The 25,939-nt window shown below is 52.3% G+C and carries 24 protein-coding genes and 2 rRNA genes (1 of these 26 only partly in view); 24 read left to right on the top strand and 2 right to left on the bottom strand.

Translation table 11 applies throughout. The features are described 5' to 3' along the window. The 19 genes from MHI43_RS29405 to pssA form a co-directional block, all read left to right on the top strand. Positions 1 to 1,769, top strand: a 23S ribosomal RNA gene (locus tag MHI43_RS29405) (it extends 1,160 nt beyond the left edge of the window). 62 nt (positions 1,770 to 1,831) lie between these two features. Further along, positions 1,832 to 1,948 (top strand): 5S ribosomal RNA (gene rrf / locus MHI43_RS29400). Positions 1,949 to 2,343: 395 nt separating this feature from the next. Continuing rightward, on the top strand, positions 2,344 to 3,381 hold the full coding sequence (locus tag MHI43_RS29395; protein WP_036662774.1) for an ABC transporter ATP-binding protein: 1,038 nt from the start codon (positions 2,344 to 2,346) through the stop codon (positions 3,379 to 3,381). After that, positions 3,374 to 4,132, top strand: a complete 759-nt coding sequence (locus MHI43_RS29390; protein ID WP_036662773.1) for a DUF2705 family protein — start codon at positions 3,374 to 3,376, stop codon at positions 4,130 to 4,132. Before MHI43_RS29395 ends, MHI43_RS29390 begins: the two co-directional genes overlap by 8 nt. A 45-nt stretch (positions 4,133 to 4,177) precedes the next feature. Next, a complete protein-coding gene (locus MHI43_RS29385; RefSeq protein ID WP_009594678.1) occupies positions 4,178 to 4,543 on the top strand; it encodes a GntR family transcriptional regulator in 366 nt (121 codons plus the stop codon). Between the two features lie 22 nt (positions 4,544 to 4,565). Next, positions 4,566 to 5,270, top strand: coding sequence for an ABC transporter ATP-binding protein (locus tag MHI43_RS29380; protein ID WP_036662772.1), 705 nt, complete (start codon positions 4,566 to 4,568; stop codon positions 5,268 to 5,270). Continuing rightward, entirely contained in the window at positions 5,267 to 6,013 is a 747-nt protein-coding gene (locus tag MHI43_RS29375; protein ID WP_036662771.1) for a hypothetical protein, read from the top strand. The genes MHI43_RS29380 and MHI43_RS29375 overlap by 4 nt, the downstream gene beginning before the upstream one ends. Positions 6,014 to 6,349: 336 nt before the next feature. Next, positions 6,350 to 7,453, top strand: coding sequence for an amidohydrolase/deacetylase family metallohydrolase (locus MHI43_RS29370; protein ID WP_200868615.1), 1,104 nt, complete (start codon positions 6,350 to 6,352; stop codon positions 7,451 to 7,453). Further along, entirely contained in the window at positions 7,431 to 8,534 is a 1,104-nt protein-coding gene (locus tag MHI43_RS29365) for a DgaE family pyridoxal phosphate-dependent ammonia lyase (protein ID WP_036662769.1), read from the top strand. Before MHI43_RS29370 ends, MHI43_RS29365 begins: the two co-directional genes overlap by 23 nt. 1 nt (position 8,535) lies before the next feature. Beyond that, the gene (locus MHI43_RS29360) at positions 8,536 to 9,291 is read left to right on the top strand and encodes a KDGP aldolase family protein (RefSeq protein ID WP_036662767.1); all 756 of its coding nucleotides are present in this window, start codon (positions 8,536 to 8,538) and stop codon (positions 9,289 to 9,291) included. After that, positions 9,284 to 10,300: a sugar kinase gene (locus MHI43_RS29355; RefSeq protein ID WP_036662765.1), complete on the top strand. Its 1,017-nt coding sequence runs from the start codon at positions 9,284 to 9,286 to the stop codon at positions 10,298 to 10,300. The genes MHI43_RS29360 and MHI43_RS29355 overlap by 8 nt, the downstream gene beginning before the upstream one ends. 7 nt (positions 10,301 to 10,307) lie before the next feature. Next, positions 10,308 to 11,024 (top strand): GntR family transcriptional regulator, encoded by a 717-nt coding sequence (locus tag MHI43_RS29350; RefSeq protein WP_015737639.1) that lies wholly within the window; start codon positions 10,308 to 10,310, stop codon positions 11,022 to 11,024. 346 nt (positions 11,025 to 11,370) lie between these two features. After that, the gene (locus MHI43_RS29345; RefSeq protein ID WP_009594675.1) at positions 11,371 to 11,832 is read left to right on the top strand and encodes a CtsR family transcriptional regulator; all 462 of its coding nucleotides are present in this window, start codon (positions 11,371 to 11,373) and stop codon (positions 11,830 to 11,832) included. Positions 11,833 to 11,856: 24 nt separating this feature from the next. Next, positions 11,857 to 12,381 (top strand): hypothetical protein, encoded by a 525-nt coding sequence (locus tag MHI43_RS29340; RefSeq protein ID WP_009594667.1) that lies wholly within the window; start codon positions 11,857 to 11,859, stop codon positions 12,379 to 12,381. Positions 12,382 to 12,419: 38 nt separating this feature from the next. Beyond that, entirely contained in the window at positions 12,420 to 13,484 is a 1,065-nt protein-coding gene (locus MHI43_RS29335; RefSeq protein WP_036662763.1) for a protein arginine kinase, read from the top strand. 119 nt (positions 13,485 to 13,603) lie between these two features. Next, entirely contained in the window at positions 13,604 to 16,060 is a 2,457-nt protein-coding gene (clpC, locus tag MHI43_RS29330; protein ID WP_015737638.1) for an ATP-dependent protease ATP-binding subunit ClpC, read from the top strand. Positions 16,061 to 16,539: 479 nt separating this feature from the next. Continuing rightward, complete coding sequence (radA, locus tag MHI43_RS29325; RefSeq protein WP_009594669.1) at positions 16,540 to 17,907, top strand: DNA repair protein RadA; 1,368 nt, start codon at positions 16,540 to 16,542, stop codon at positions 17,905 to 17,907. Between the two features lie 13 nt (positions 17,908 to 17,920). Continuing rightward, entirely contained in the window at positions 17,921 to 18,997 is a 1,077-nt protein-coding gene (disA, locus tag MHI43_RS29320; RefSeq protein ID WP_009594677.1) for a DNA integrity scanning diadenylate cyclase DisA, read from the top strand. 49 nt (positions 18,998 to 19,046) lie between these two features. Then, entirely contained in the window at positions 19,047 to 19,781 is a 735-nt protein-coding gene (gene pssA, locus MHI43_RS29315; protein ID WP_228468840.1) for a CDP-diacylglycerol--serine O-phosphatidyltransferase, read from the top strand. Positions 19,782 to 19,907: 126 nt separating this feature from the next. On the opposite strand, the gene MHI43_RS29310 is transcribed toward pssA, so the two are convergent. Next, positions 19,908 to 20,303, bottom strand: coding sequence for a hypothetical protein (locus MHI43_RS29310; protein ID WP_009594665.1), 396 nt, complete (start codon positions 20,301 to 20,303; stop codon positions 19,908 to 19,910). Between the two features lie 280 nt (positions 20,304 to 20,583). On the opposite strand from MHI43_RS29310, the gene MHI43_RS29305 reads away from it, so the two are divergent. The 4 genes from MHI43_RS29305 (at position 20,584) to gltX (ending at position 24,462) form a co-directional block, all read left to right on the top strand. Next, entirely contained in the window at positions 20,584 to 21,672 is a 1,089-nt protein-coding gene (locus MHI43_RS29305) for a PIN/TRAM domain-containing protein (protein ID WP_015737636.1), read from the top strand. A gap of 77 nt (positions 21,673 to 21,749) precedes the next feature. Beyond that, positions 21,750 to 22,445: a 2-C-methyl-D-erythritol 4-phosphate cytidylyltransferase gene (gene ispD / locus MHI43_RS29300; RefSeq protein WP_015737635.1), complete on the top strand. Its 696-nt coding sequence runs from the start codon at positions 21,750 to 21,752 to the stop codon at positions 22,443 to 22,445. Next, positions 22,442 to 22,930: a 2-C-methyl-D-erythritol 2,4-cyclodiphosphate synthase gene (ispF, locus tag MHI43_RS29295; RefSeq protein ID WP_015737634.1), complete on the top strand. Its 489-nt coding sequence runs from the start codon at positions 22,442 to 22,444 to the stop codon at positions 22,928 to 22,930. Before ispD ends, ispF begins: the two co-directional genes overlap by 4 nt. A 68-nt stretch (positions 22,931 to 22,998) precedes the next feature. Next, entirely contained in the window at positions 22,999 to 24,462 is a 1,464-nt protein-coding gene (gene gltX, locus MHI43_RS29290; protein ID WP_009591965.1) for a glutamate--tRNA ligase, read from the top strand. A 280-nt stretch (positions 24,463 to 24,742) separates the two neighbouring features. On the opposite strand, the gene MHI43_RS29285 is transcribed toward gltX, so the two are convergent. Beyond that, complete coding sequence (locus MHI43_RS29285) at positions 24,743 to 24,937, bottom strand: hypothetical protein (protein WP_341283192.1); 195 nt, start codon at positions 24,935 to 24,937, stop codon at positions 24,743 to 24,745. Between the two features lie 180 nt (positions 24,938 to 25,117). Between MHI43_RS29285 and cysE the strand changes: the two genes are divergently transcribed. After that, a complete protein-coding gene (gene cysE, locus MHI43_RS29280) occupies positions 25,118 to 25,807 on the top strand; it encodes a serine O-acetyltransferase (RefSeq protein ID WP_036662760.1) in 690 nt (229 codons plus the stop codon). Positions 25,808 to 25,939: the final 132 nt, after the last annotated feature.

Raw genomic sequence — 25,939 nt, 5'->3', positions numbered from 1 at the left:
TGACTCTGCGCCGAAAATGTAACGGGGCTAAACACACCACCGAAGCTATGGCTTGATGCGTATGCATCAGGGGTAGGGGAGCGTTGTATGTAGGTTGAAGGTGTACCGTAAGGAGCGCTGGACAGCATACAAGTGAGAATGCCGGTATGAGTAACGAAAAGATCAGTGAGAATCTGATCCGCCGAAAGCCCAAGGTTTCCTGAGGAAGGCTCGTCCGCTCAGGGTAAGTCGGGACCTAAGGTGAGGCCGAAAGGCGTAATCGAAGGACAACAGGTTGAAATTCCTGTACCACCGTAAACCGTTATGAACGATGGGGTGACGCAGGAGGGTAGTGACGCGGACTGATGGATGTCCGTCCAAGCAGTGAGGCTGATGTGTAGGCAAATCCGCACATCGTAAGGCTGGGCTGTGATGGGGAGTGAAAATTACAGTAGCGAAGGTCATGATCTCACACTGCCAAGAAAAGCCTCTAGTCAGGTGAAGGTGCCCGTACCGCAAACCGACACAGGTAGGCGAGAAGAGAATTCTAAGGCGCGCGGAAGAACTCTCGTTAAGGAACTCGGCAAAATGACCCCGTAACTTCGGGAGAAGGGGTGCCTCGGTAGGGTGAATAGCCCGAGGGGGCCGCAGTGAAAAGGCCCAAGCGACTGTTTAGCAAAAACACAGGTCTGTGCGAAGCCGTAAGGCGAAGTATACGGGCTGACGCCTGCCCGGTGCTGGAAGGTTAAGGGGAGCGGTTAGGGGTTAAACCCGAAGCTGTGAACCGAAGCCCCAGTAAACGGCGGCCGTAACTATAACGGTCCTAAGGTAGCGAAATTCCTTGTCAGGTAAATTCTGACCCGCACGAATGGCGTAACGACTTGGGCGCTGTCTCAACGAGAGATCCGGTGAAATTTTAATACCTGTGAAGATGCAGGTTACCCGCGACAAGACGGAAAGACCCCATGGAGCTTTACTGCAGCTTGATATTGGATTTGGGTACGATCTGTACAGGATAGGTGGGAGCCTTAGAAGCATGAGCGCCAGCTTGTGTGGAGGCGACGTTGGGATACCACCCTGATCGTATCTAGGTTCTAACCTGGTACCGTGATCCGGTACGGGGACAGTGTCAGGCGGGCAGTTTGACTGGGGCGGTCGCCTCCTAAAGAGTAACGGAGGCGCCCCAAGGTTCCCTCAGAATGGTTGGAAATCATTCGAAGAGTGCAAAGGCATAAGGGAGCTTGACTGCGAGACCTACAAGTCGAGCAGGGACGAAAGTCGGGCTTAGTGATCCGGTGGTACCGCATGGAAGGGCCATCGCTCAACGGATAAAAGCTACCCTGGGGATAACAGGCTTATCTCCCCCAAGAGTCCACATCGACGGGGAGGTTTGGCACCTCGATGTCGGCTCATCGCATCCTGGGGCTGAAGTAGGTCCCAAGGGTTGGGCTGTTCGCCCATTAAAGCGGTACGCGAGCTGGGTTCAGAACGTCGTGAGACAGTTCGGTCCCTATCTGTCGTGGGCGTAGGAAATTTGAGAGGAGCTGTCCTTAGTACGAGAGGACCGGGATGGACGTACCGCTGGTGCACCAGTTGTTCCGCCAGGAGCATGGCTGGGTAGCTACGTACGGACGGGATAAGCGCTGAAAGCATCTAAGCGTGAAGCCCCCCTCAAGATGAGATTTCCCAATTCGTAAGACCCCTTGAAGACGACGAGGTAGATAGGTTGGAGGTGGAAGTGCAGCAATGCATGGAGCTGACCAATACTAATCGGTCGAGGGCTTATCCAAAAATATTTCAAAGTGCAAATTCGTTTCGTATCTAGTTTTCAGGTGATCAAGCATCTGAGCCGTTTGGTGGCGATGGCGGAAGGGTTCCACGCGTTCCCATACCGAACACGACCGTTAAGCCTTCCAGCGCCGATGGTACTTGGACCGAAGGGTCCCGGGAGAGTAGGACGTCGCCAAGCGAACAACCATAAAGACCGTTATCGAGTGATCGATAGCGGTCTTTTCCTATAGGAAACCGTATCGGTGAACTCCGTTTTCTATACTGTCCTAAAAGACGATCCTTCAGGGTCGTCTTTTTTTGTTCGCCAAGATTCATCCTCTCGCATTTTCGCAATTGCCTCATATCACCATAACAGGGTGCAGTTCCCTGATCGCACAAGTTTGTGCTGGAACTTTCTGGATAGAGCTGCTGATCTTTAGTACCACAATACTGTACCTCATGCCATACCTCACGTATATCTCAAACTGTATGTGAACTCCAAATTTCCACACTGAAAAATTAGGCTTTACAGAACCAAACCACTAGTGTACTATTTAACTATAACACCGATACAAAAAGGAGTGGAACCAACAAATGGTCGGAAATGATTCAAATGACGTAACAACGAATATAGAGAATGCCTCGGGGGAATTAATTGATGGAATTAGCGGATCGGCCTCCATGAATAGGAAAGATGACAAGAAAGGGCCCATCGTGCTTACCGTCAATCAGGTCACCAAGACGATAGGTAAGAAGAACATCGTCGATAACCTATCCTTTGACATTCATCGTGGCGAAATCGTTGGTTTGCTTGGACCGAACGGCGCGGGCAAAACAACAACCATTCGAATGATTGTAGGGTTGATCGACATGAGCCAAGGCGATGTACTGGTAAAGGGACACAGCATCAAGTCCGATTTCGTTCAAGCCGTTCGCCATATCGGGGGCATCATCGAGAATCCGGAATTTTACCCGTACATGAGCGGTTATGACAACTTGAGACAGTACCAGCGGATGTCCGAGGGAGTGACGATCACAAGAATCATGGAGGTTGTCAAGCTTGTCGGGCTGCAGGACGCCATCCACAAGAAGGTTCGTGCTTATTCCCTGGGAATGCGCCAACGGCTTGGAATAGCGCAGGCCTTGCTGCATAATCCATCCATCCTCATTCTTGACGAGCCAACTAACGGCCTGGATCCTGCCGGTATTCGCGAGATGCGGGATTACTTGAAGCAAATCGCCAGAGATGAGGGAATTGCCATTCTCGTATCCAGCCATCTGCTGTCGGAGATGGAGCTGATGTGCAGCCGCGTGGTTGTCATCCAGGAAGGCAAGTTCGTCACTGAGCGCTCAATCGGGGGGACGGTCGTGAATGAAGAGTTAACGACGGTAAGTCTCCGCGTAAATGATACAACCATGGCGGAACAAACGGTTCAACATCTCAAAGACATCAACCTGATCAACTCCTCAGTGGAAGAAGGGAATATCACCCTAAAACTTCACGAAGAGGATATCCCTACGCTGATCCAGTCACTATGCGATGCACGCGTACGGATTTACCGGGTGGAAGAGATGAAGTCGTCGCTTGAAGAAGAATTCTTGAAATGGACAGGAGGCAACCGCATTGCGTAGCTTTGGAAATCTCGTCTGGAACGAATGGCTCAAAATGTTTAAGAAACGCAGCTTCTTCTTGCCATATGTGCTTTTGGCCGGAATGGTAATCTTCACGGCGTTCTTGCTATATAAATTTTCCGATGGCGGCAGCACCGGCTATGAATTTGCCCAGATAGCTGTAACCACCAAGGGAATGGGGCAAGTGCTGACCCTGCTTGCCATTGTTGTTACGGCAGGAGCTGTAGCGAAGGAACACAGCATGGGAACCATCAAATTGCTGCTTATACGTGCACAGAGCCGCACCAAAATTTTGGCATCGAAATATGTGGCCGTATTGATCTACATCTTAACACTGGTGGCCTTCATGTTTGCTGTAGCCGTGCTGACAGGTCAAATTACGTTCGGCATGGATGTCGGCTCCGTTACGCTTGGCGATGTGCTCATTGGAGCGGTGAACAACTTGGTGTATACGATCGTTTATGTAACGCTAACCTTTATGGTAGGCATCCTAACGAGATCCACCGGTCCTGCAATCGGTATCGGCATGTTCATGGTCATTATGGAAAGCATGGTGGTCCAACTGCTTGCACGTTATTCCTGGTCCAAGTACCTGCTGTTCCTGAACGTGGATCTTTCCCTGTACAGCGGAGGCGCAAGCTCCCCGGTACCAGGCATGAGCTTAACGTTCTCAATTATTGTGCTCGCTGTATATCTCCTCTTGTTTCTTGCGACAGGCTTTGTTACGTTTAAAAAACGGGATGTCGCATAAGGAGCCTGAGTTCGAGGTAGAGCGGCGGAAAGGAGCAACCCGACAGTGAGTATCGAATTTGACAATAATCTGCCGATCTATTTACAGATCATGACGTATCTGAAGAAAGAAATCATCATCGGCAAACTTCTGCCCGGTGATAAAATCCCATCGGTTCGAGAATTAGCGAGTGAGCTTCAAATAAATCCAAACACGGTGCAGCGAACTTTTCAGGAATTGGAGCGTGAGGGTATTGTGGAGACGCGGCGGGGATTGGGCCGATACGTAACAAGCGAGGAATCGAAAATCATGGAAATCAAAAAAGAAATGGCCGGCGATCTGCTGGAACGGTTTATACGCGGCATGCAGGAGCTCGGCTTTAAAGATCAGGATATCATTACGATCGTGGAAGATGCTGTGAAGCAGCCATGATCCAAAAAGCGGAGGTGAGACCATGGTGGAAAATCTGTTACAGGTACGAAGCGTGACCAAAATGTATGCCGGTAAACGCAGAGCGCTGCATGATGTCAATCTGGATATCAGCGGAGGCAAAATCATCGGCTTGCTGGGTACCAACGGCAGCGGCAAGAGCACGCTGATGAAGATTGCAGCCGGTTTGATCCAGCCCACGGCGGGTGCCGTTTACGTGAACGGCAAACCCGTGGGGCTGGAGACCAAAGCCAGCGTGTCCTTCATGCCGGACCGGCCGATGACGGAATCCTGGATGAAGGTCTCGGATGCGGTGGCGTACTTCAAGGATTTTTATGAGGATTTTAATGTAGAGAAGGCAAACAGAATGCTGGACTTCATGAATTTAAAGACCAATGATCGCATTAGCTCCCTGTCCAAAGGGATGAATGAGCGCCTGCAGTTAACGCTCGCATTGTCCCGCGAAGCGAAGCTGTATATGCTGGATGAACCCATCGGCGGGGTGGATCCCGTAGCCCGTGGAAAAATTTTGGATGCCATCGTTGAATTCTACAACGAGGACAGCAGCATCATGGTTTCGACCCATCTGGTCCGGGACATCGAACGGATATTTGATGAAGTGATCTTCATTCGCAACGGCGAGGTTGCCATGCATGATGAAGTGGAGAACATCCGCCTAAAACACGGAAAAAGCGTGGATGAGATGTTTAAAGAGGTGTATGCGGAATGATGAGACTGCTGAAATACGACTGGAAGAGAAACTCGACCACGCTGCTCGGCGCTTTTGCGATTCTTCTTATCGTGCAGATCGCGATCACGGTGACAGGTTCGATAAGGGATTGGGAGCTAGGATTGAGTTTGGGTTTAAGCATGCTGGCCTATGGCTCGGTGAGCGTCTTGCTGCTGGTTGTTTCCAGCAAGACCTTCGACTATAACATCAAGGCATATCACCGGCGTCTGCTCCCCGTCCGTTCCGTCTGGAGCGTGGTTTCCTCCCTCATTCTGGCGTGCGCGAGTTTACTGGCGCTGTGTCTACTGATGGCGCTGCATTTGTGGTACTATTGGAACGCTGCCGGCATCCCATGGGAGATGATCCGTTTTTCCGATTATCCTGTTATGTATTATGTTGGCCTCGCCCTGCTGACGGCATGGAAATTCATCTTCCTGATGATTACGATATTTTTTGCCATTGCCGTGGCCAACAGCATCACGAAGAAAGGTAGCGTATGGATCGGCATTCTGGTGTTCTTTGTATTGCATAATGTCCTGTCCTGGATCAGCCAGCTGTTCTTCGGAGAAGAGGCAGCATGGGTTGGCCCGATGGCGACCATTTCCTTCGAGAATGAGGCGGATTTTACCGTATCTGCCGCACAGTATACGTTAGCTTGGGGGGCATTTGTTTTTGAGGTCATTGTGGCGGCCTTGATCCTCTATGCCACGGTGTATCTCGTTGATCGGAAGGTTGAGGTTTAACATCAAGGAATATGAGGATTTAATACGATAAACGGACCAAAGAAACTGCCTATCCAAGGCAGTTTTTTTTGGTATGAAGCGAGAAGGAACTCCCGCTAGGAACACAGAACTAGAACCTTAGCATTATGGCGCAACCATTCAAGGACTCCGATTTATAGGCAAGAGATAGCGGATAAAATTTGAAATATGATTTAAACATTATAACGTTATATTCACGTTCAGTGCTTTCTGTGCTATGCTATAACCATAGTATTTAGACAAAGCAATGCAAATCTGTGGCACGAAGAAGATATAAGGCTGGTCCGGCAAGGCTGAAGGGGTGAAACGATGAAGATATTGGAACAGCGTTTTGTTTTGCGCAACGTACAGACGGTGCATAATGAGAAGCCTTTTGACATTGTCATGGAGAACGGGTTCATTACCGAAATAACGGATGCGAATACGGCATCGGGTGACAACGGTTTTGACGGTACGGGATTATATGTGTCCAGCGGTTGGATCGATATGCACGTCCATGCGGTCGCCAAGCTGGAGCCCTACGGCGATGCCATCGACGAGATCGGCGTTCAGCAAGGCGTCGCCACGATTATCGATGCAGGAAGCTGCGGCTCGGATACGATTGGAGAATTGGCAGCCGAGGTTGCCAAGGCCAAGACAAACGTGTTTGCTTTTTTGAATATTTCCCATATTGGACTTCAGCGGATCGACGAGCTTTCCAGTTTGGAATGGATCGATCCCGAGAAGGCAGCAAAAGCGGTCTTGACGTCTCCTGACCTGATCATCGGGCTCAAGGCAAGAATCAGCAAAAGCGTAGTGAAGGACAATGGCGTAGAGCCGCTTCGACTCGCAAGGAAACTGTCCGGGAAAACGTCCCTGCCGCTGATGGTTCATATCGGATCAGGACCTCCTCCGATTGAGGAAGTGCTGGAGCTGCTTCAGAAGGACGACATAATCACTCATTATTTGAACGGGAAGGCCAACAATTTATTCGATTCGGACGGGAAGCCGATTCCTGCCCTGACCGAAGCGATTGCCCGCGGTGTTCATCTGGATGTCGGCCATGGTACGGCGAGCTTCTCGTTCCTGGTGGCGGAGTATGCTAAAGCACAAGGGATTAAGCCGGATACGATCAGCACCGATATTTATCGCGGCAATCGCATCCATGGTCCGGTGTACAGCCTGGCCAATGTCATGAGTAAGTTTCTGTATCTAGGATACGGCTTGCAGGAAGTGGTCGCTGCGGTAACGGACCATGCAGCCGCATGGCTGGGCCGTCCGGAGCTGGGCCGAATTCAAGTCGGCGACGCTGCCCACCTTACCCTGTTCGCGGTGCGGCAGGGACCGATGAGTTTGACCGATTCCGAAGGGGAGACCCGAATCGCTGACCGATATATCGAAGCCAAAGGAGTGGTAGTCAATGGATCATTCATTACATGCTAAATACGGGTTGAAACGCGTGGTGAACGCCAGCGGGCGCATGAGCATTCTTGGCGTGTCGGCACCGACGGATACCGTCATGGAAGCCATGCGGATTGGTGGGCAGAGTTACGTGGAAATCGCGGATCTGGTAGATAAAGCAGGCGATTACATGGCGCGCATTCTCGGTTCCGAAGCGGCGGTTGTTGTCAACTCCGCTTCCAGCGGCATCGCTCTATCCGTAGCTGGAATCGTCACCGAGGGCAATCGCAGACGCAGTGACCGACTGCATCAGGAGCTGATTGCGAAGAACGAGATCATCATGTTCAAGGGGCATAATGTGCAGTATGGAGCTCCCGTCGAAACGATGGTGTATCTCGGAGGCGGCAAGGTCGTAGAGGTAGGGTACGCCAACGAAGGGCGTAAGGAGCATATCGCAGAGGCGATAAATGAACGGACCGCTGCCATTTTATACGTGAAATCCCATCACTGCGTGCAGAAAAACATGATTTCGGTGGAAGAAGCGGCAGAAGTGGCCCACGCACATGGAATACCGCTGATCGTGGATGCCGCGGCCGAGGAGGATATCCAGAAGTATGTGAAATACGGGGATCTGGCTATTTACAGCGGTTCTAAGGCAATCGAAGGTCCGACCTCCGGTATAGTAGGCGGCAAGCGCCAATACGTGGAGTGGGTGAAGGCGCAGCTGCATGGCATTGGGCGGAGCATGAAGGTCGGCAAGGAAACGACGTTTGGATTGCTTCAGGCGCTGGATGAGTATATGGTGAAGGAAGATAAGAGTGAGTTGGAGAAGGCGGCACTGGAGGAAATGAAGTCCTTATCGAAATTGCCGGGCATTGAGGTTGCGATCGTGCAGGACGAAGCGGGAAGAGCGATCTTCCGGGGACGCGTGAAGGTCAATGAGGAAGCGGCGGGGGTAAGCGCCAAGTCCATGAACGATCAGCTGCGCGAAGGCGACATTGCCGTGTATACCCGGGATTACGGCGTACGCCAGGGGTATTTTGATATCGATCCTCGCTCGCTTTCCGGCGATGATTTGCAAGTCATTATAACGAGAATACAGCAGATTGCAGGGGGAAACTAAGATGGCAAACATGGAGAAACGTCTTTACAGAAACCGCGCGGCATTGAACGTTCTTGCAGGCAGCATTCAGAATGCGAAGGAAATATTCGAAGCTTCGGAAGGGCATGTGCTGGTCGGCGTATTGTCGAAAAATTACCCGAATGCGCAGGAAGCCGTCATCGCGATGAAGGAGTACGGAGCCGTCATCGAGGATGCGGTATCCATCGGCTTGGGCGCCGGCGATAACCGTCAAGCGGCGGTGGTCGCGGAGATCGTGAAGAGCTACCCGGGCACGCATATCAATCAGGTGTTTCCGGCGGTCGGTGCAACCCGTGCCAATCTGGGCGGCGAAGAAAGCTGGATCAACAGCCTTGTGTCCCCTTCGGGACAAGTGGGCTACGTAAACATATCTACCGGACCGGTGAGCGCTGCCGGATCGGACAAAGCCATCGTCCCCGTAAAATCGGCAATCGCGCTTGTACGCGATATGGGCGGCAACGCACTGAAGTATTTCCCGATGCAGGGCTTGAAGCTGGAAGAGGAGTATCGTGCGGTAGCGAAGGCATGCGCGGAGGAAGGATTCGCGTTAGAGCCGACGGGCGGGATCGATAAGGAGAATTTCGAAGCCATCGTCCGCATCGCGTTCGAGGCAGGAGTACAGCAGGTCATCCCTCACGTATACTCCTCGATCATCGACTCGGCCAGCGGGGATACGATCATTAGCGACGTGCAAGAGCTGCACCTTAAGTTAAAAGCGCTGGTTGATCAATATGCCTAAGACGATCGCTGCATTTGGCGAAGTGATGATGCGTCTTCAAGTACCAGGGTATGCTTCCTTGGCACAAGAGAGCCACCTGAACTATTCCTTTTCCGGGACGGGCGTCAACATCGCGTCGGCCGTGGCAAGGTTCGGACATGCCGGCTACCTCGTCAGCACGCTTCCCGACAACCCGCTTGGCGAAGCGGCGATCTCATATCTGCGCAAGCTTGGGATCGGCACTTCGCTCATTAGCCGCGGGGGCAAATATGTCGGCATGTACTTCCTGGAGAATGGGTTTGGCGTCAGACCCGGGCGGGTGACCTATACGGATCGCCTGGGCAGCAGCTTTAATACGGCGGAGGATGCCATGTACAATTTCGATGCGATTGCCGAAAAGATCGACATGATCCATTTTTGCGGCATCACCCTTTCCATGAACGACACCGTGCGGGGTCAGATGAAGGTCTTGGCTCGTAAGGTCAAGCAAAGCGGCGGAACGGTTGTGTTCGACTGCAACTACCGTCCTTCCTTATGGGGCGCGGACCGCTACGATTTTGCCAAGCCGCACTACGAGGAAATGCTGTCTTTGGCGGATATCGTCTTCATGAACGAGAAGGATGCCATCCATATCCTTGGCATGGAAACAACTCGTGAGGATCGGTATGAACAGCTGCAGGAGTTGATTCCGAAGGTGGCGGCGAAGTATAATATTACGGTTGCGTCGGGTACCCACCGCAAGATCAACGGGGACAATACCCATTCCCTGCAAGGCTATCTTTACACGGATGGAGCGTTTCATTTTTCCCAAACGTTGACGTTCTCCGTCCATGACCGCATCGGGGCGGGCGATGCCTATGCCAGTGGTGTGATTCATGGGATCTCGGAGGGATATGAGCCGGGCCGGACGGTTGATTTTGCCGCAGCGGCGTCGATGCTTGCCCATACCGTAACGGGAGATACGCCGACGGCAAACGAACGCGAAGTGCTTCAGGCGATGAGTCATCATATGTCTGACGTGGAAAGGTAGGAGGAGCATGTCGATCACGCGGAAGAACGGTCCGTTATACTTGCAAATCAAGAAGATCATTAAAGATCGGATTCTGCATGGGGTATATCCACTTGGTTCCCATATTCCTTCCGAGCCGCAGCTGGAACAGGAATTTAACGTCAGCAAAATGACGGTTCGCAATGCGATCCAGGAATTGTATCAGGAAGGGTATGTGGAGAAGCGCAGCGGTGTAGGAACGATCGTGACCCGGAACACGTCCTTTTCCAAGCTGTCCAAGGGGAAGCTGTTTACCGAGATTTTGGTTGAAGAGGGCCACCAGATCCGGAAGCGCCATCTGAAGACGGAATGGGTGCACAATGAACCGGATAGCGAATTGTTCCTGAAATTCGGTGAGCGGTGCCTGCTGATCGAGCGGCTGTATTTGCTGGACGGGAGCCCGTTTATCTACTACACCCATTACGTATCGTCCCTGGTGGACATGGGGGAGGAGTTCGATTCAAGCGAACTGCCGTCCTTGTATGAACGTATCGAGGAGAGTCAAATCACGCTGGAGAATTTCCGGGACCGTTTCCTGGCGACCGTGGCTAATGAGGAGATTGCCTCACTGCTGGGCGTAAGCGCCGGGACCCCGTTACTGAAGCGGTTGAGATCCTCCTACGACCAGACGGGCAGCATCATTGAATACAGCATCGGGTATTACAATACGGAGTTACAGCATTATTTGATCAGTTATGATGCTTAAGATACAGAAAACGACAGGAAGAAGTGGCCAAGAGACCGGTTTTAATCCGGAACGTTGGCTGCTTCTTTTTTTATTCCTTCGGTTGAATTGTTCTTCGGAAAAGGGCTATAAGCGATCGAAGAAGTGGGTACAATAAGAATACATGCATAGCGCGAACATTTGAGAAGTACCCTCTTGGCAAAATGAAAAAATGTGCTATAATGAGATCAAAGTCAAAGAAAGTCAAAGTCAACGAGAGGGTTCGCTGATTTTGATTATGGTTAATCAACGTATAAGCAAGGCTCTGTGCGGACGTGTAAGATCACTATCCGTCTTAACGTTTCAAACAGTGGAGGATGAACAGACCATGCGTAATATCTCTGATATTATCGAACAATACCTGAAGAGCATTTTGCAGGAAAGTCCGGAAGGAACCGTCGAAATTCAACGCAACGATTTGGCGGAGCAATTTTCTTGCGTTCCTTCCCAGATCAATTACGTGATCAGCACTCGGTTCACGCTGGAGAAGGGCTTTCTTGTCGAGAGCAAGCGCGGCGGAGGCGGATACATACGCATCCAGCGTATCGAGCTTCCCCAGCATACTGCACTCCAGCAGCACCTTCATCATACCATCGGCAGCATGATTGACCAGACGGTAGCGGAAGGCTTGATCTACCAGCTGGAGGAATCCCGGTTTTTGACGAAGCGGGAGGCCAGCCTGATGCGGGCCGCCGTTTCAAGGGAATGCCTGAATGTGAAGCTTCCTTATCGGGATGAGCTGCGCGCAAGGATTATGAAGGCGATGCTTATTTCTTTATTAGGTAAGTGAGTCTGTGTAAGGAGGCATCGGAGTATGTTATGCCAAGAATGCGGTAAACGGCCGGCGACACTTCATTTCACCAAAATTGTGAACGGGGAGAAAACGGAGTTTCATTTTTGTGAAACTTGTGCCCGCGAAAAAGGGGAATTGATCCCCGGTACGTCGAATGGTTTTTCTATACACAGTTTGCTGTCAGGCCTGCTGGATCTGGATCCTTCAGGCAAGGGCCAGACCCCCGGTGCGAAAACGGCCCAGACGCTGCAATGCGAGGAATGCGGCATGACGTATTCCCAGTTCAGCAAGCTTGGCCGGTTCGGCTGCAGCTCGTGTTATAAATATTTCTCGGATCGATTGGATCCGTTGTTCAAGCGAGTCCATGGGGGAACTTCCCATGTGGGCAAAGTGCCGAAGCGTACCGGCGGCCGGATTCAGATCAAACGCCGGATCGACGAGCTTAAAAAGGAGCTTCAAATGAGGATCCTGCAGGAGGAATTTGAAGCGGCTGCCGAGATCCGGGACCAAATCCGTGAGCTGGAGCGTAACATTGCTCAGGGATAAGATCGTTACATTTTGCACTTTAGTAGGAGGAATGCGTGATGTCTAATCTCCGGTTTACCGATTCGGCGCTGAGCGAGTGGATGCGCGGGAACGGTCAGGATTCCGACATTGTCATCAGCACCCGCGTGAGGGTGGCGCGCAACCTGCAGCATCTTCCTTTCCCGCTGCTTGCAACGGATCAGCAGTCGGGAGAAGTGCTAGAGCGCCTGACCCATGTGTTAAAGGATAAGGAGGATTTGCAGGATTTCGGGCATTTGCATGTAATTAAATTAAGTGAGATTGATGAGCTGGATAAGAAGGTTCTCGTCGAGAAGCATCTGATCAGTCCCAATCTGGCTAATGAATCCCGGAACGGTGCCGTCATCCTTACCGAAGATGAATCCGTCAGCATTATGATCAATGAAGAGGATCACTTGCGCATACAGTGTCTGTATCCCGGATTTCAGGTTCGGGAGGCATGGAGCCGCGCGACGGCGCTGGATGATATCTTCGAATCCGAGATCGATTATGCTTTTGATGACAAACGGGGTTACCTAACGAGCTGTCCGACCAATGTCGGCACCGGCCTTCGCGCTTCGGTCATGATGCATCTGCCCGCGCTCGTCATGACGCAGCAGATCAATCGGATTCTCTCGGCCGTATCGCAGGTAGGCTTGACCGTTAGAGGAATTTACGGCGAGGGCAGCGAAGCTTTAGGCAACCTGTTTCAAATCTCGAATCAGATTACGCTCGGGCAAACCGAGTCGGAGATCATCGAGAATCTTCACAGCGTGGCCCTGCAGATCATCGAGCATGAGAAGAATGCCAGGACGCGGCTCCTCAGTGAATCCAAGCTCCGTATTACGGACCGGGTCATGCGTTCATACGGCATCCTGTCCTATGCAGCGGTCATGGATTCCAAGGAAGCGGCTCAGCGCTTGTCCGATGTTCGGCTAGGCGTGGATCTCGGCCTGCTGGAAGGGCCGGAAATTCCGGTCATGAACGAGCTGAACGTGAAGACGCAGCCGGGATTTCTCCAGAAGACCTATGGAGAGGGCATGAATCCTTCCGAACGCGATATGTACAGGGCTAAGCTCATTCGCGAGACATTGGGCAACCGTTAAGAAGTCGTTAGTTATTATTTCTCGGTTTACAGTTGGATGACGGTATAAACGTCTTAGCCGGCGATACACCGAAATCCGCGAGGTTCAATATATTAATTGAAACGTGGAGGTGCAATACTATGATGTTTGGCAGATTTACGGAACGCGCACAAAAGGTGCTTGCATTGGCTCAGGAAGAAGCGGTACGCCTGGGTCACAACAATATCGGCACAGAACATATCCTGCTTGGACTTATTCGTGAGGGAGACGGCATTGCAGCCAAAGCGCTGATCGGACTTGGACTTGGTCTTGAGAAAATCCAGGACGAAGTGGAGACATTAATCGGACGTGGACAGGAGCAGCCAACCAACATTGCTTACACGCCTAGAGCGAAAAAAGTGATTGAGCTCTCCATGGACGAAGCCCGTAAGCTTGGCCATACCTATGTGGGAACCGAGCATATTCTGCTGGGGTTGATTCGCGAGGGCGAGGGGGTTGCGGCACGCGTGCTGAACAACCTGGGCATCAGCCTGAACAAAGCCCGTCAACAGGTGCTGCAGCTGCTGGGCAGCAGCGAAGCGGTGTCTAGCCATCATGGCACGCCGCAGAACGTGAGCACGCCTACACTGGACAGTCTCGCTCGGGATCTGACCGCCATTGCCAAGGAAGGCAATCTGGATCCGGTCATTGGCCGCAGCAAAGAAATCGAGCGCGTGATTCAGGTGCTTAGCCGCCGGACCAAGAACAACCCGGTACTGATCGGTGAACCGGGAGTAGGTAAGACGGCGATCGCGGAAGGCTTGGCACAGCGCATCATTAACAATGAAATTCCGGAGACGCTGCGCGACAAACGCGTGATGACGCTGGATATGGGCTCAGTCGTAGCGGGCACGAAATACCGCGGCGAGTTTGAGGACCGCCTGAAAAAAATCATGGATGAGATTCGTCAAGCCGGCAACATCATTCTGTTCATCGATGAGCTGCATACCTTGATCGGCGCAGGCGGAGCAGAAGGAGCCATCGACGCTTCCAACATCCTTAAGCCTTCATTGGCACGCGGAGAGCTTCAGTGCATCGGGGCAACCACGCTGGACGAATACCGCAAATACATTGAAAAAGACGCTGCACTCGAGCGCCGCTTCCAGCCGATTACGGTGGATCAACCGTCGCCGGAGGAAGCCATTCAGATCCTGTATGGACTGCGTGACCGTTACGAAGCGCATCACCGCGTGAAAATTACCGACGAAGCGATTGAACAGGCCGTGAAATTGTCCGACCGCTACATTACGGACCGCTTCCTGCCGGATAAAGCGATTGACCTGATTGACGAGGCTGGTTCGAAAGTTCGTCTTCATACGTATACCATACCGCCAAATCTGAAAGATCAGGAAGCGCATCTGGAGGACATCCGCAAGGAGAAAGACGCGGCCGTCCAAAGCCAGGAATTCGAGAAAGCGGCAGCGCTGCGCGATACGGAGCAGAAGCTTCGCGAAGAGCTCGAGGTCACGAAGAATCAATGGAAAGAAAAACAAGGACGTACCGATTCCGAGGTAACGCCGGAGGACATCGCCGACGTTGTCGCCAACTGGACCGGTATTCCCGTCAATAAACTGAAGGAAGAAGAGACCGAGCGTCTTCTGAATCTGGAAGAAATTCTTCACAGCCGCGTGATCGGCCAAGAGGAAGCCGTCAAAGCCGTCAGCCGTGCGGTTCGCCGGGCACGCGCAGGACTGAAGGATCCGAAGCGCCCAATGGGCTCCTTCATCTTCCTGGGTCCTACCGGGGTAGGTAAAACCGAGCTGGCACGTGCTCTTGCCGAGGCCATGTTCGGGGATGAGAATGCAGTCGTGCGGATCGACATGTCCGAGTACATGGAGAAGCATTCCACGTCGCGTCTCGTCGGAGCGCCTCCGGGATATGTCGGCTACGAGGAAGGCGGTCAGTTGACCGAGAAAGTACGCCGCAAGCCGTATTCCGTTGTCCTCCTCGATGAAATCGAGAAGGCCCACCCTGAAGTATTCAATATCCTGCTTCAAGTGCTGGAAGACGGACGCCTGACCGATTCGAAGGGCCGCGTGGTGGATTTCCGGAATACCCTGATCATCCTGACTTCCAACGTCGGGGCAGAGGCGATCAAGAAGAACTCCACGCTTGGATTTACCGCCGTGACGGATGCAGGCCGCGATTATAACAACATGAAAGGCAAAGTGATGGATGAGCTCAAGAAGAGCTTCCGTCCGGAGTTCTTGAACCGGATCGACGAGATCATCGTGTTCCACTCTCTGGAAGAGAAACACATTGCCGAAATCGTGACGCTGATGTCCGACGAGCTGCGTAAACGCCTGAAAGAATTCGAGGTGCATTTCGAACTCACGGACAAGGCGAAGGCCTTCATAGCGAAGGAAGGATACGATCCGGCCTTCGGTGCCCGTCCGCTGCGCCGGGCTATCCAGAAGCACATCGAGGATCGCCTTTCCGAGGAACTGCTGAAAGGCAATGTGACCAAGGGCGACTCGCTTGTCATCGATGAAGCGAACGGCGAACTGGTTGTGAACAAAAGTGAAGGTGTAACGGCCGCATCGGCCGAAACGGAATAAGAATGGTATACAGCCCCGCCGGAGTTACATCCGGCGGGTTTTTTGATTTACATGTTAACGGAAGATGAAGGCTTTGTATGGGGCAGATACATGGATGCTTAGAAGTTATATAAGATGAATGGCATATTACGAAAACAGATCCCTCATGTATCAACCCAGCGGAGAGGATGAATCGTTCTGAAGAAGCGCCAGCGGTCGCCTTTAAAACCGGGAAACCACTTTGATTTTGTTCCAGTTTCCTGGTTTTAACAGCGATCGTAAGAAAGATCCGGCAGCGAAGCGGACGCGGTTTTTCAGCAGCAATTAACGCATGTTCACCACCTGCTCCTTCAAATTTGAAACAATTCCATCTCATCCCGCGTAAAGTTTCCAATTAACCTTTACGTTGAATTATAAGAAATGGTAAACTTTGAGTAATGCCTGAATTTGCAGGGTTTTACGGAATCCGACAAATGATGCGCGACATAAAGGAGACTCACATGGCAAAAACTAAGACGAAATTTTTCTGTACCGAATGCGGCTATGAAGCGCCCAAATGGTTCGGAAAATGTCCGGGCTGCCAATCATGGAATTCCATGGTAGAGGAGACCGAGACGGTAATCAAGACCCAGGGGATGAATTCCCCTCTTTTTCATAGTAAAGAAAAACCCCTTTCGATCATAAATATAGAAAGCGGTAAAGAACCCAGAATCCAGACGGGCATTGCGGAATTGAACCGGGTGCTCGGGGGCGGGCTGGTCCCGGGCTCGCTCGTGCTAGTCGGCGGCGATCCCGGCATCGGGAAATCCACGCTCCTGCTTCAAGCCTCCAACCGACTGGCCCAGAACGGCATTCGCGTTCTGTACATTTCCGGTGAGGAATCCGTGCGCCAGACCAAACTGCGCGCTGACCGGCTCGGGGCGCTGTCCCCGGAGCTGTTTGTCCTCTGCGAAACCAATCTGGAATCGATCGAGGAAGCCATTGAGAACGTACAGCCTGGCTTCGTTGTCATCGACTCCATTCAGACGGTGTACTTGCCTGAGGTAACCAGCGCGCCGGGCAGCGTATCCCAGGTTCGGGAATGCACGGCCCGCTTTATGCGGCTGGCGAAGGTGAAAGGCATTGCGACCGTCCTTGTCGGACATGTGACAAAAGAAGGCGCCATTGCAGGTCCAAGGATGCTGGAGCACATGGTGGATTGTGTGCTTTATTTTGAAGGAGAGCGTCATCATACTTACCGCTTGCTTCGCGCGGTGAAGAATCGTTTCGGTTCGACGAATGAGATTGGCATTTTTGAGATGGGTGAGGATGGGCTTCGGGAAGTCGGGAATCCATCGGAGCTCTTTTTATCTGAACGGCCTTTGGGCGTAGCGGGTTCGACCGTAGTTGCAAGCATGGAGGGTACGCGCCCGGTTCTGGTAGAGCTGCAGGCGCTCATCTCCACGACGCACTTCCCGTCACCGCGCCGGATGGGCACAGGGGTGGACCATCACCGCATGAACCTGATCATTGCCGTGCTGGAGAAACGGATGGGGATGTACCTGCAAACCCAAGACGCCTACCTGAACGTAGCGGGCGGCGTGAAGCTCGATGAACCTGCGGTGGATCTGGCCATAGCGGTCAGTATCGCATCCAGCTTCCGCGACATACCGACCAAGCCGTACGACGTTATTTTTGGCGAGGTGGGGCTGACCGGCGAGGTTCGCGCCGTTTCAAGAGCGGAGCAGAGGGTAAGAGAAGCCGAGAAGCTGGGTTTTAAGCGCGTTCTCATGCCGGAGAAGAGTTTGAAGGGATGGAAGCATCCGAAAGGAATACAAATTATCGGAGTCAACACCGTTGCAGATGCATTAGCGGTTGCGTTAGATTAGGGGGCATACGAAGGTGAAAGAAACGAGCCAACTGGACAAAATGAATGATTTGCTAAAGCTGGTAGCACCGGGAACGCCGTTTCGCGACGGACTGGAGAACGTGCTGCGGGCGAAGACGGGCGCCCTGATCGTTGTAGGCTACAGCCCGGAGGTAATGGAAGTTGTCGACGGCGGCTTCTCCATTAACTGCGATTTTTCGCCAAACTATTTATACGAGCTCGCTAAGATGGACGGCGCCATCATCTTGAGTGAAGACTTAAAACGAATCTTATATGCGAATACCCAGCTGATCCCGGATTCCTCGATCTCTTCCATCGAGACAGGGATACGGCACAGAACGGCGGAGCGGGTGGCGAAGCAGACGGGCAAGCTGGTGGTGTCCATCTCGCAGCGCCGCAACATTATTACGCTGTACCAAGGCTCGCTGCGGTATGCATTGAAGGAAATCGGCGTCATCTTAACCAAGGCGAATCAGGCCATTCAGACGCTGGAGCGATACCGCGTGGTGCTTAACCAATCGCTGACCAACCTCTCGGCATCCGAATTCGAAGAGCTGGTCACCATCCCGGAAGTCGTGAACGTCATTCAGCGGGTGGAGATGGTGCTCCGCATCAAGAAGGAAATTAAACGCTACATCAACGAGCTCGGCAACGAAGGCCGACTGATCAGCATGCAGATGGATGAGCTTGTGAGCAATATGGAGGAAGAGGCTTGGCTGCTGTATGCAGACTATGCCCGGGAGTACAGCGAGGAGAAGATCCGCGAGATCATTCTCGCGCTCAAGCGTTCAACGGATGAGGAGCTGCTGGACATTCACCATATCGTACGGCTTCTTGGATACCCGGCTTCCGCCGCTGCTTCGGAGGAAGAAATACTGCCGCGAGGTTACCGGATTTTGAACAAAATCCCGCGCCTTCCGAATGTGATCATCCGCAACCTGGTGGACCAGTTCCATGACTTATCCAGCATTATGACCGCTTCCATCCATGAGCTGGATGAAGTAGACGGGATCGGCGAGGTTCGGGCACGCACCATCAAAGAAGGCTTGAAACGCTTGCAGGAACAAGTATTCATTGACAGACAAATCTAAAAGGCCTACAATCGATGTTCGAACGTACATGAACGAGGTGAATATAAAAATGACGAAATCAATTCCGAACATGTTTACTTTAGGTAATCTGTTTCTCGGAATGATTGGTATCATCTTGGCGACGGAAGGTCGAACGAGTATGGCTGCCATTATGATTATCATTGCCATGCTCCTTGATGGACTGGATGGTCGGGTAGCTCGGGCCTTGAATGCCCAAAGCGAATTCGGCAAGGAACTTGACTCCTTGTCCGATGTGATTTCATTTGGCGTAGCACCGGCACTTATTATGTATACCGTAGCGTTTACGGATATTAATACCGCATTGGCTTGGACAGTGACCGCCATATTTCCGATGTGCGGCGCACTGCGGCTTGCAAGATTCAATGTTCGTCCGGGCATCCCGGGATATTTTATCGGCCTGCCGATCCCCGCAGCGGGAGGCGTGCTCGCCACCCTGGCGTTGTTCCATGAAGAGATTACAGCACCTTATATGATTTTTGCCGTATTATTGCTTTCTTACCTTATGGTTAGCTCAGTCAAGTACCCGAATTTCAAAAAGATTGGCATTCCGAAAACAGCGATTAAATTTACGCCTTTGGTCATCATTGGCGCCGTGATGGTAGCCGTGTTCTTTCCGGAGCAGACTTCCATGCTGATCTTCGTGCCTTTGGTGTTGTATGCTGGTTACGGATTGAAGCAGAATTTCCGTAGGCTTAACCGTAAAAACCGTCGCAAAAAAGATGACCGCAATTCCGATGAAGCCTATCAGTCTTCGGACCGGTAAACGGATGCAAGGACATATATCCAAATAAAAAGCATTTATTTCCCTGCCAGGAGCAGCGAGATAAATGCTTTTTTTGTATGCATGGAGCACCTTGCCGTTAAGGTCCGTTTCGGTATGTAAGCGGCTTTACGACAGGTTGAAGAGACCCAATGTGGAACATTTCTGCGACTCCTTGACAACAACCTCATCCAGTTGAATGTCCAGAAGATTTGCAAGGGCAGACATATAAAATAGGTTGCGGCCAAGCTCGGTGCTTACCGCTTCGCGGCAATTCTCGCACAGATGGCCTTCGACGTGCGTGCCTGCCAATTCCCGGGCTGATTCGAGATCAGCGCCGATATCGAAGGTTTGCTTCGTGGCGTGGAGCTCGATGCATCCGCATTCTGTGATGGCCTTGGTGACGGCCCGGTTGACTGAAGCATTGCTTTGACCATTTTTAGACAGAACATCCAAGAGACTGCGGTGACGGAGCAACAATTCGGAAACTTGGTCCTGAAAAGCCTGTAAACTAGGAGCGCTCATTTATACATCCACCTCGATATTATGAATTGAGTTCATTATATTCCACTACTTCAGCCGATTTCAACCAGTTTCAGGCGTGTAAAGGCGGTCAATTCCAGTTGTGAGGTCGATGTCAGTACACGTCAAAGCCTGATGGGTGTAGGTAAAAACAGGCAGGTCATCGCATCCGGAAACTTTATAAGAAAAACTTCAATCGGCACGATTACGACTTTGCAAATTGGACCATACTGGAAATAGAAGCCAAGATTATCAGGTATAAAAAGGAGGTGTGCGGAAGCTCATGTTAAAAAAAGCTATCTTAGCATTTACGGTATTATGCGGAGCATGGGGCGGGTATACGTTATATCATACAATGGAACGGTCTTTCTCAGGGCTCTCGCCTATGTTTGGACAAGGAATATTTGCAGCGGGAAGCGGAGCCTTCGCGGTGCTTGGAGGATTATTGTTTGGCATGATCGGCGTGCTGTCGGCGGATCGGGTAACGAGATGGCTGCACAGCCTGATCTCTTCGTTCTCCCGGATCCCGATGAATGAGCTGGCTGCGGGAACGGCGGGATTGTTAAGCGGTTTGCTGCTGTCTTTATTGCTCTCACCGGGGTTATCCTTGCTCGGACAAGCAGGGCAGCTGCTGCAGGTTGGCATCACGCTGCTCGGCGGCTACATCGGTTTGCGCATTGGATTGGAGAAGAAGGATGAGCTGGCTTCCCTATGGATGTCGGGGAAGTGGAGCCAAACCGCCGAGCCGGAAGGCCGGCGCGTGGAGGAACATAAAATTCTGGATACAAGCGTCATTATTGATGGCAGGATCGCAGATATTTGCAAAACCGGATTTATTGAAGGAACGATTGTCATTCCCGAATTCGTTCTGGAGGAGCTTCAGCATATTGCGGATTCCTCGGATCTTTTAAAGCGAAATCGCGGCCGGCGCGGGCTTGATATCTTGAACAAAATCCAGAAGGAACTGGATGTAAAGGTGCTTATCTACGAAGGCGACTTTGAGGAGATATCCGAAGTGGACAGCAAGCTGGTGAAACTCGCCAAAGTGCTTCAAGGCAAAGTGGTCACGAATGATTTCAACTTGAACAAGGTTTGCGAGCTGCAGGGCGTGTCGGTGTTGAACATTAACGACCTGGCCAACGCGGTGAAGCCGGTGGTTCTGCCAGGGGAAGAAATCCTGGTGCAGATTATCAAGGACGGCAAAGAGCATGGTCAGGGCGTCGCATATCTGGATGACGGCACGATGATCGTAGTGGAGGGCGGACGCGAGTATATCGGCACGATGATGGAGGTGCTGGTTACCAGCGTACTGCAAACCTCGGCGGGCCGGATGATCTTCGCGAAACCAAAACTGTTGGAAAAAGCCCAGTAAAGGGGTATGATGGGGATATACATATCCGGTATTCGTCCTTTTGTGGCGTTTTGGGTGAGACAGGAGTTTGGTGTGTGATGAGTAACTTCGGCGCCGTCATCGTAGCGGCGGGAAAAGGAACGAGGATGGGCACCCGGGAGAGCAAGCAGTACTTGGTTCTGGACGGTAAGCCCATTATCGTTCATACGCTTGAAGCATTCAGCCGGATACCATGGCTGCAGGAAATTGTGCTTGTAACGGGGATGGAGGATGTTCCTCGCTGCCAGTCCTGGGTGCAGGAATACGGTTTGGGTAAGGTATCGACCGTAATCCCTGGCGGAAGCGAGAGACAACAGTCCGTATATCAAGGCATCAAGCAAATCTCTTCAGAATGGGTAATGATACATGACGGCGTAAGGCCGTTCGTAACGCAAGAGGAAATTGAAGCCTGCCGCGATGCGGCGATCCGCGAAGGCGCCTCGGTACTCGGGGTTCCCGTGAAGGATACGATTAAGCAGGTGAACGGTAAGGGGCTGATTACAGGTACCCCGGACCGTCAAAGTCTGTGGGCCGTCCAGACCCCACAGGCTTTTCGTCTTTCCGACCTGCTGTCCGCGCATGAAGCTGCGGCGAAGGAGGGATTTGCCGGTACCGACGACGCCATGCTGATGGAGCGGGCAGGGCATCCGGTCACCGTGGTGGAGGGGAAATACAGCAACATCAAAATCACCACGCCGGAGGATCTGGAATATGCGGCTTTTTTACAGAAACGTAAGGGAGAGGACATGGAATGATTCGAGTAGGACAAGGGTTTGACGTACATCAGCTCGTAGAAGGAAGGCCGTGCATCATCGGAGGCGTCACGATTCCGTATGACAAAGGTCTGCTTGGGCACTCCGACGCCGACGTGCTGCTGCATGCCGTGACGGATGCGATCCTGGGGGCGCTGGGGCTTGGCGACATTGGACGCCATTTTCCCGATAACGACCCTGCCTTTAAAGACGCCGACAGCCTGAAGCTTTTGGAGCAGGTGTGGGTCATGGCGAAGGAACGCGGGTATAGACTGGGTAACATCGATTCCACGATTATTGCCCAGAAGCCGAAGATGGCGCCATACATTCCGCAAATGGCGGAAGTGATCGCCAAAGCGCTGGATGCCGAGGTGGATCAGGTGAACGTGAAGGCGACCACCACCGAGCAGCTCGGGTTTACCGGCAGGGGCGAAGGAATCGCCGCCCAGTCGGTTGTCTGCCTTGTAAAAGGTGTGCTATCATCTTGAAGTATGCGTTCAAAAAGGGAGTTTTTGAACTGGGAAACTTTGTAGAATAGGGAAGCGGAGGGGTTACAATGACCGGAGAAGTCCGCGTGCGCTATGCACCGAGTCCAACGGGACATTTACATATCGGCAATGCCAGAACGGCATTATTCAATTATTTATTCGCCCGCAAGAACAACGGGAAATTCATTATCCGCATCGAGGATACGGATGTGAAACGCAACGTGGAAGGCGGCGAGCAGAGCCAGCTGAAGTACTTGAAGTGGCTGGGCATGGATTGGGACGAGAGCGTGGATGTCGGGGGCGAGTACGGACCTTATCGCCAGACCGAGCGCCTTGATATTTATAAAGAATATTGGCAGGACCTTCTGGATCGCGGGCTTGCTTACCGCTGCTACTGCACGGAGGAAGAGCTGGAGCAGGAGCGGGAAGAGCAGATGGCTCGGGGCGAAACGCCGCGCTATTCCGGGAAGCATCGCGATTTGACCGAAGAGCAGCGCCAGGCGCTTGAGGCTGAAGGCCGCGTGGCGAGCATCCGCTTCCGCGTGCCGGAAGACCGCGTCTACACGTTCGACGATATGGTGAAGGGCACGATTTCATTTAACAGCAAAGAGACGGGCGACTTCGTCATCGTCAAAAAAGACGGCATTCCTACCTACAATTTCGCGGTAGCTTTGGATGATCATCTCATGAAGATCAGCCATGTGCTGCGCGGGGAGGATCATATCTCCAATACGCCGCGTCAGCTGATGATCTATGAAGCCTTCGGGTGGGAGCCCCCTCAGTTCGGGCATATGACCCTGATCGTGGGCGAGGACCACAAGAAGCTGAGCAAGCGCAACGAATCGATCATCCAGTTCATCGAGCAGTATGACCAGCTTGGTTATTTGCCTGAAGCGCTGTTCAACTTCATCTCGCTGCTGGGCTGGTCTCCGGAAGGGGAAGAGGAAGTGTTCTCCCAAGAGCAGCTGATCTCGATCTTCGATGAGCATCGCCTGTCCAAGAGCCCGGCGGTATTCGACACGAACAAGCTGGCTCATATGAATAACACGTACATTAAGAACGCGGATCCGGACCGGATCGCCGATTTGGCCATTCCGCATTTGCAGAAAGCCAGCCGTTTGCCGTCCGAGCTTACGGCCGAGCAAGAGGAATGGGCACGCGCGCTCGTGGCGCTCTATCAGGAGCAGATGACGGCGGCTTCGGATATCGTGGATCTGTCGGAAGTGTTCTTCCGCACGCACCTGGAGCTGGATGCCGAAGGGATCGAAGTAATGGGCGGCGAGCAGGTGCCTGCCGTACTGTCCGCATTCCTGGCGAAGATTGAACAGTCCGATGAGTTTAACGCGCAGAAGATCGCTGCCATGATCAAGGAAGTCCAGAAGGAGACCGGGTTTAAGGGCAAACAGCTCTTCATGCCGATCCGCGTAGCCTTGACGGGACAAACCCATGGCCGCGACTTGAACCAGACGATCTGGCTGCTTGGCAGGGATCGTGTGCTTGACCGTTTGCGTTCCCAGATCAAAGGCGCATAAGTCGGGCGGCATCCGCAATAAACGTTCCTTGTCAGCCCGTATATCATCAGTTATAATTACACCAAACTATAAGTGAAATATTCTTTGATCTAAGGGTTCATGGATTATAAGGCCAGCGGAGGAGGCGGAATCGTTCTGGAGAAGCGAAGCGTTCGCCTTTGCCTTCCGATTTCAACCTAATTAATATCGTTATAGAAATCGGAGGGCAACAGCGATCGGAAGAAGGATCCGCAAACGAAGCGCTCATTAATCACTGACTTAGATCAACAAATATAAACGTTTAAAAAGCTACGATCAGGAGAAGTACGCGTAAAACAGGCACGTTCCAGAGAGGACAATCGGCAGAAGACAAGAACCACTTGAATCTGCCGGCTGAGAGTTGTCCCGTCGCCTGCAGCGGAAATGCACCTGTGAGCTGCATGGTTGAAGCGAACGCAATCGTTAGATCATGCCGGTCGTCTGCCGTTAATGACATGAAGAGAATCGGTAGGATCCGTCCCTGACGAAGGGAGGAGTCTTGTGCCGGTTCGAAGCAGAGTGGAACCGCGGTCTAGCGCCTCTGCAGCGATAAGCTGCAGAGGCGTTTTTTATTACAGGAATAACGATGGATAGCAAGTTGCATGCGCGATTGGAAGAGGGGAAAGAGGGAGCGTTCATGTTTAAACAGATGAAATCGGATATTCGGACAGTGTTCGAGAATGACCCGGCCGCCCGGGGACTTTTTGAAGTGGTATTCACCTACTCGGGACTTCACGCCCTGTGGGCGCACCGGGTGGCTCATGCATTATTTAAGCGGCGGTGGTATACGCTGGCACGGATCATATCTCAGATCAGCCGGTTCATGACAGGCATCGAGATTCATCCGGGCGCCCGTATCGGGAGTCGGCTGTTCATCGACCATGGCATGGGGGTTGTCATTGGAGAGACCTGCGAGATCGGAGACGACGTGGTGATCTACCAGGGGGTGACCCTTGGCGGAACCGGTAAGGAAAAAGGCAAGCGGCATCCGACCATCGGCAACAACGTGGTCATCGGATCCGGAGCGAAAGTGCTAGGTTCTTTTACGATTGGGGATAACTGTAACATCGGATCCAACGCGGTCGTATTAAGGCCCGTACCCCCGAACAGCACCGTTGTCGGCAATCCCGGCAAAGTCGTGAAACAGAACGGGGAGCGGGTGCGCGACCGGCTGGATCACACGAACCTGCCCGATCCGATTGTCGATACGCTCCGTTCGATGCAGAAGGAGATCGATCAGCTCCGGGCGGAACTGGATGAGAGCAAGGGAAGCCGGCATCAAGCGATGGTTTCCGAGGCTGTCGTGTCTTCGGCCAAGGAAGAATAGAAGAACTCCCGTAACCTTGGAAGCCTTGGACGATGCATAGCCTGACTTCATATAGCGATTTCGATACATCATCTTCAACATGAATCAATGCGTTACGCAGGCTTTTGAAGTAAAAGACAATAAGCGATGGAA

This window comes from Paenibacillus sp. FSL H8-0457 (assembly GCF_038051935.1).
Classification (GTDB): Bacteria; Bacillota; Bacilli; order Paenibacillales; family Paenibacillaceae; genus Paenibacillus_AQ; species Paenibacillus_AQ lautus_A.
The sequence above is the reverse complement of the archived record's forward strand: the minus strand, read 5'-3'. Positions and strand labels throughout refer to the sequence as shown.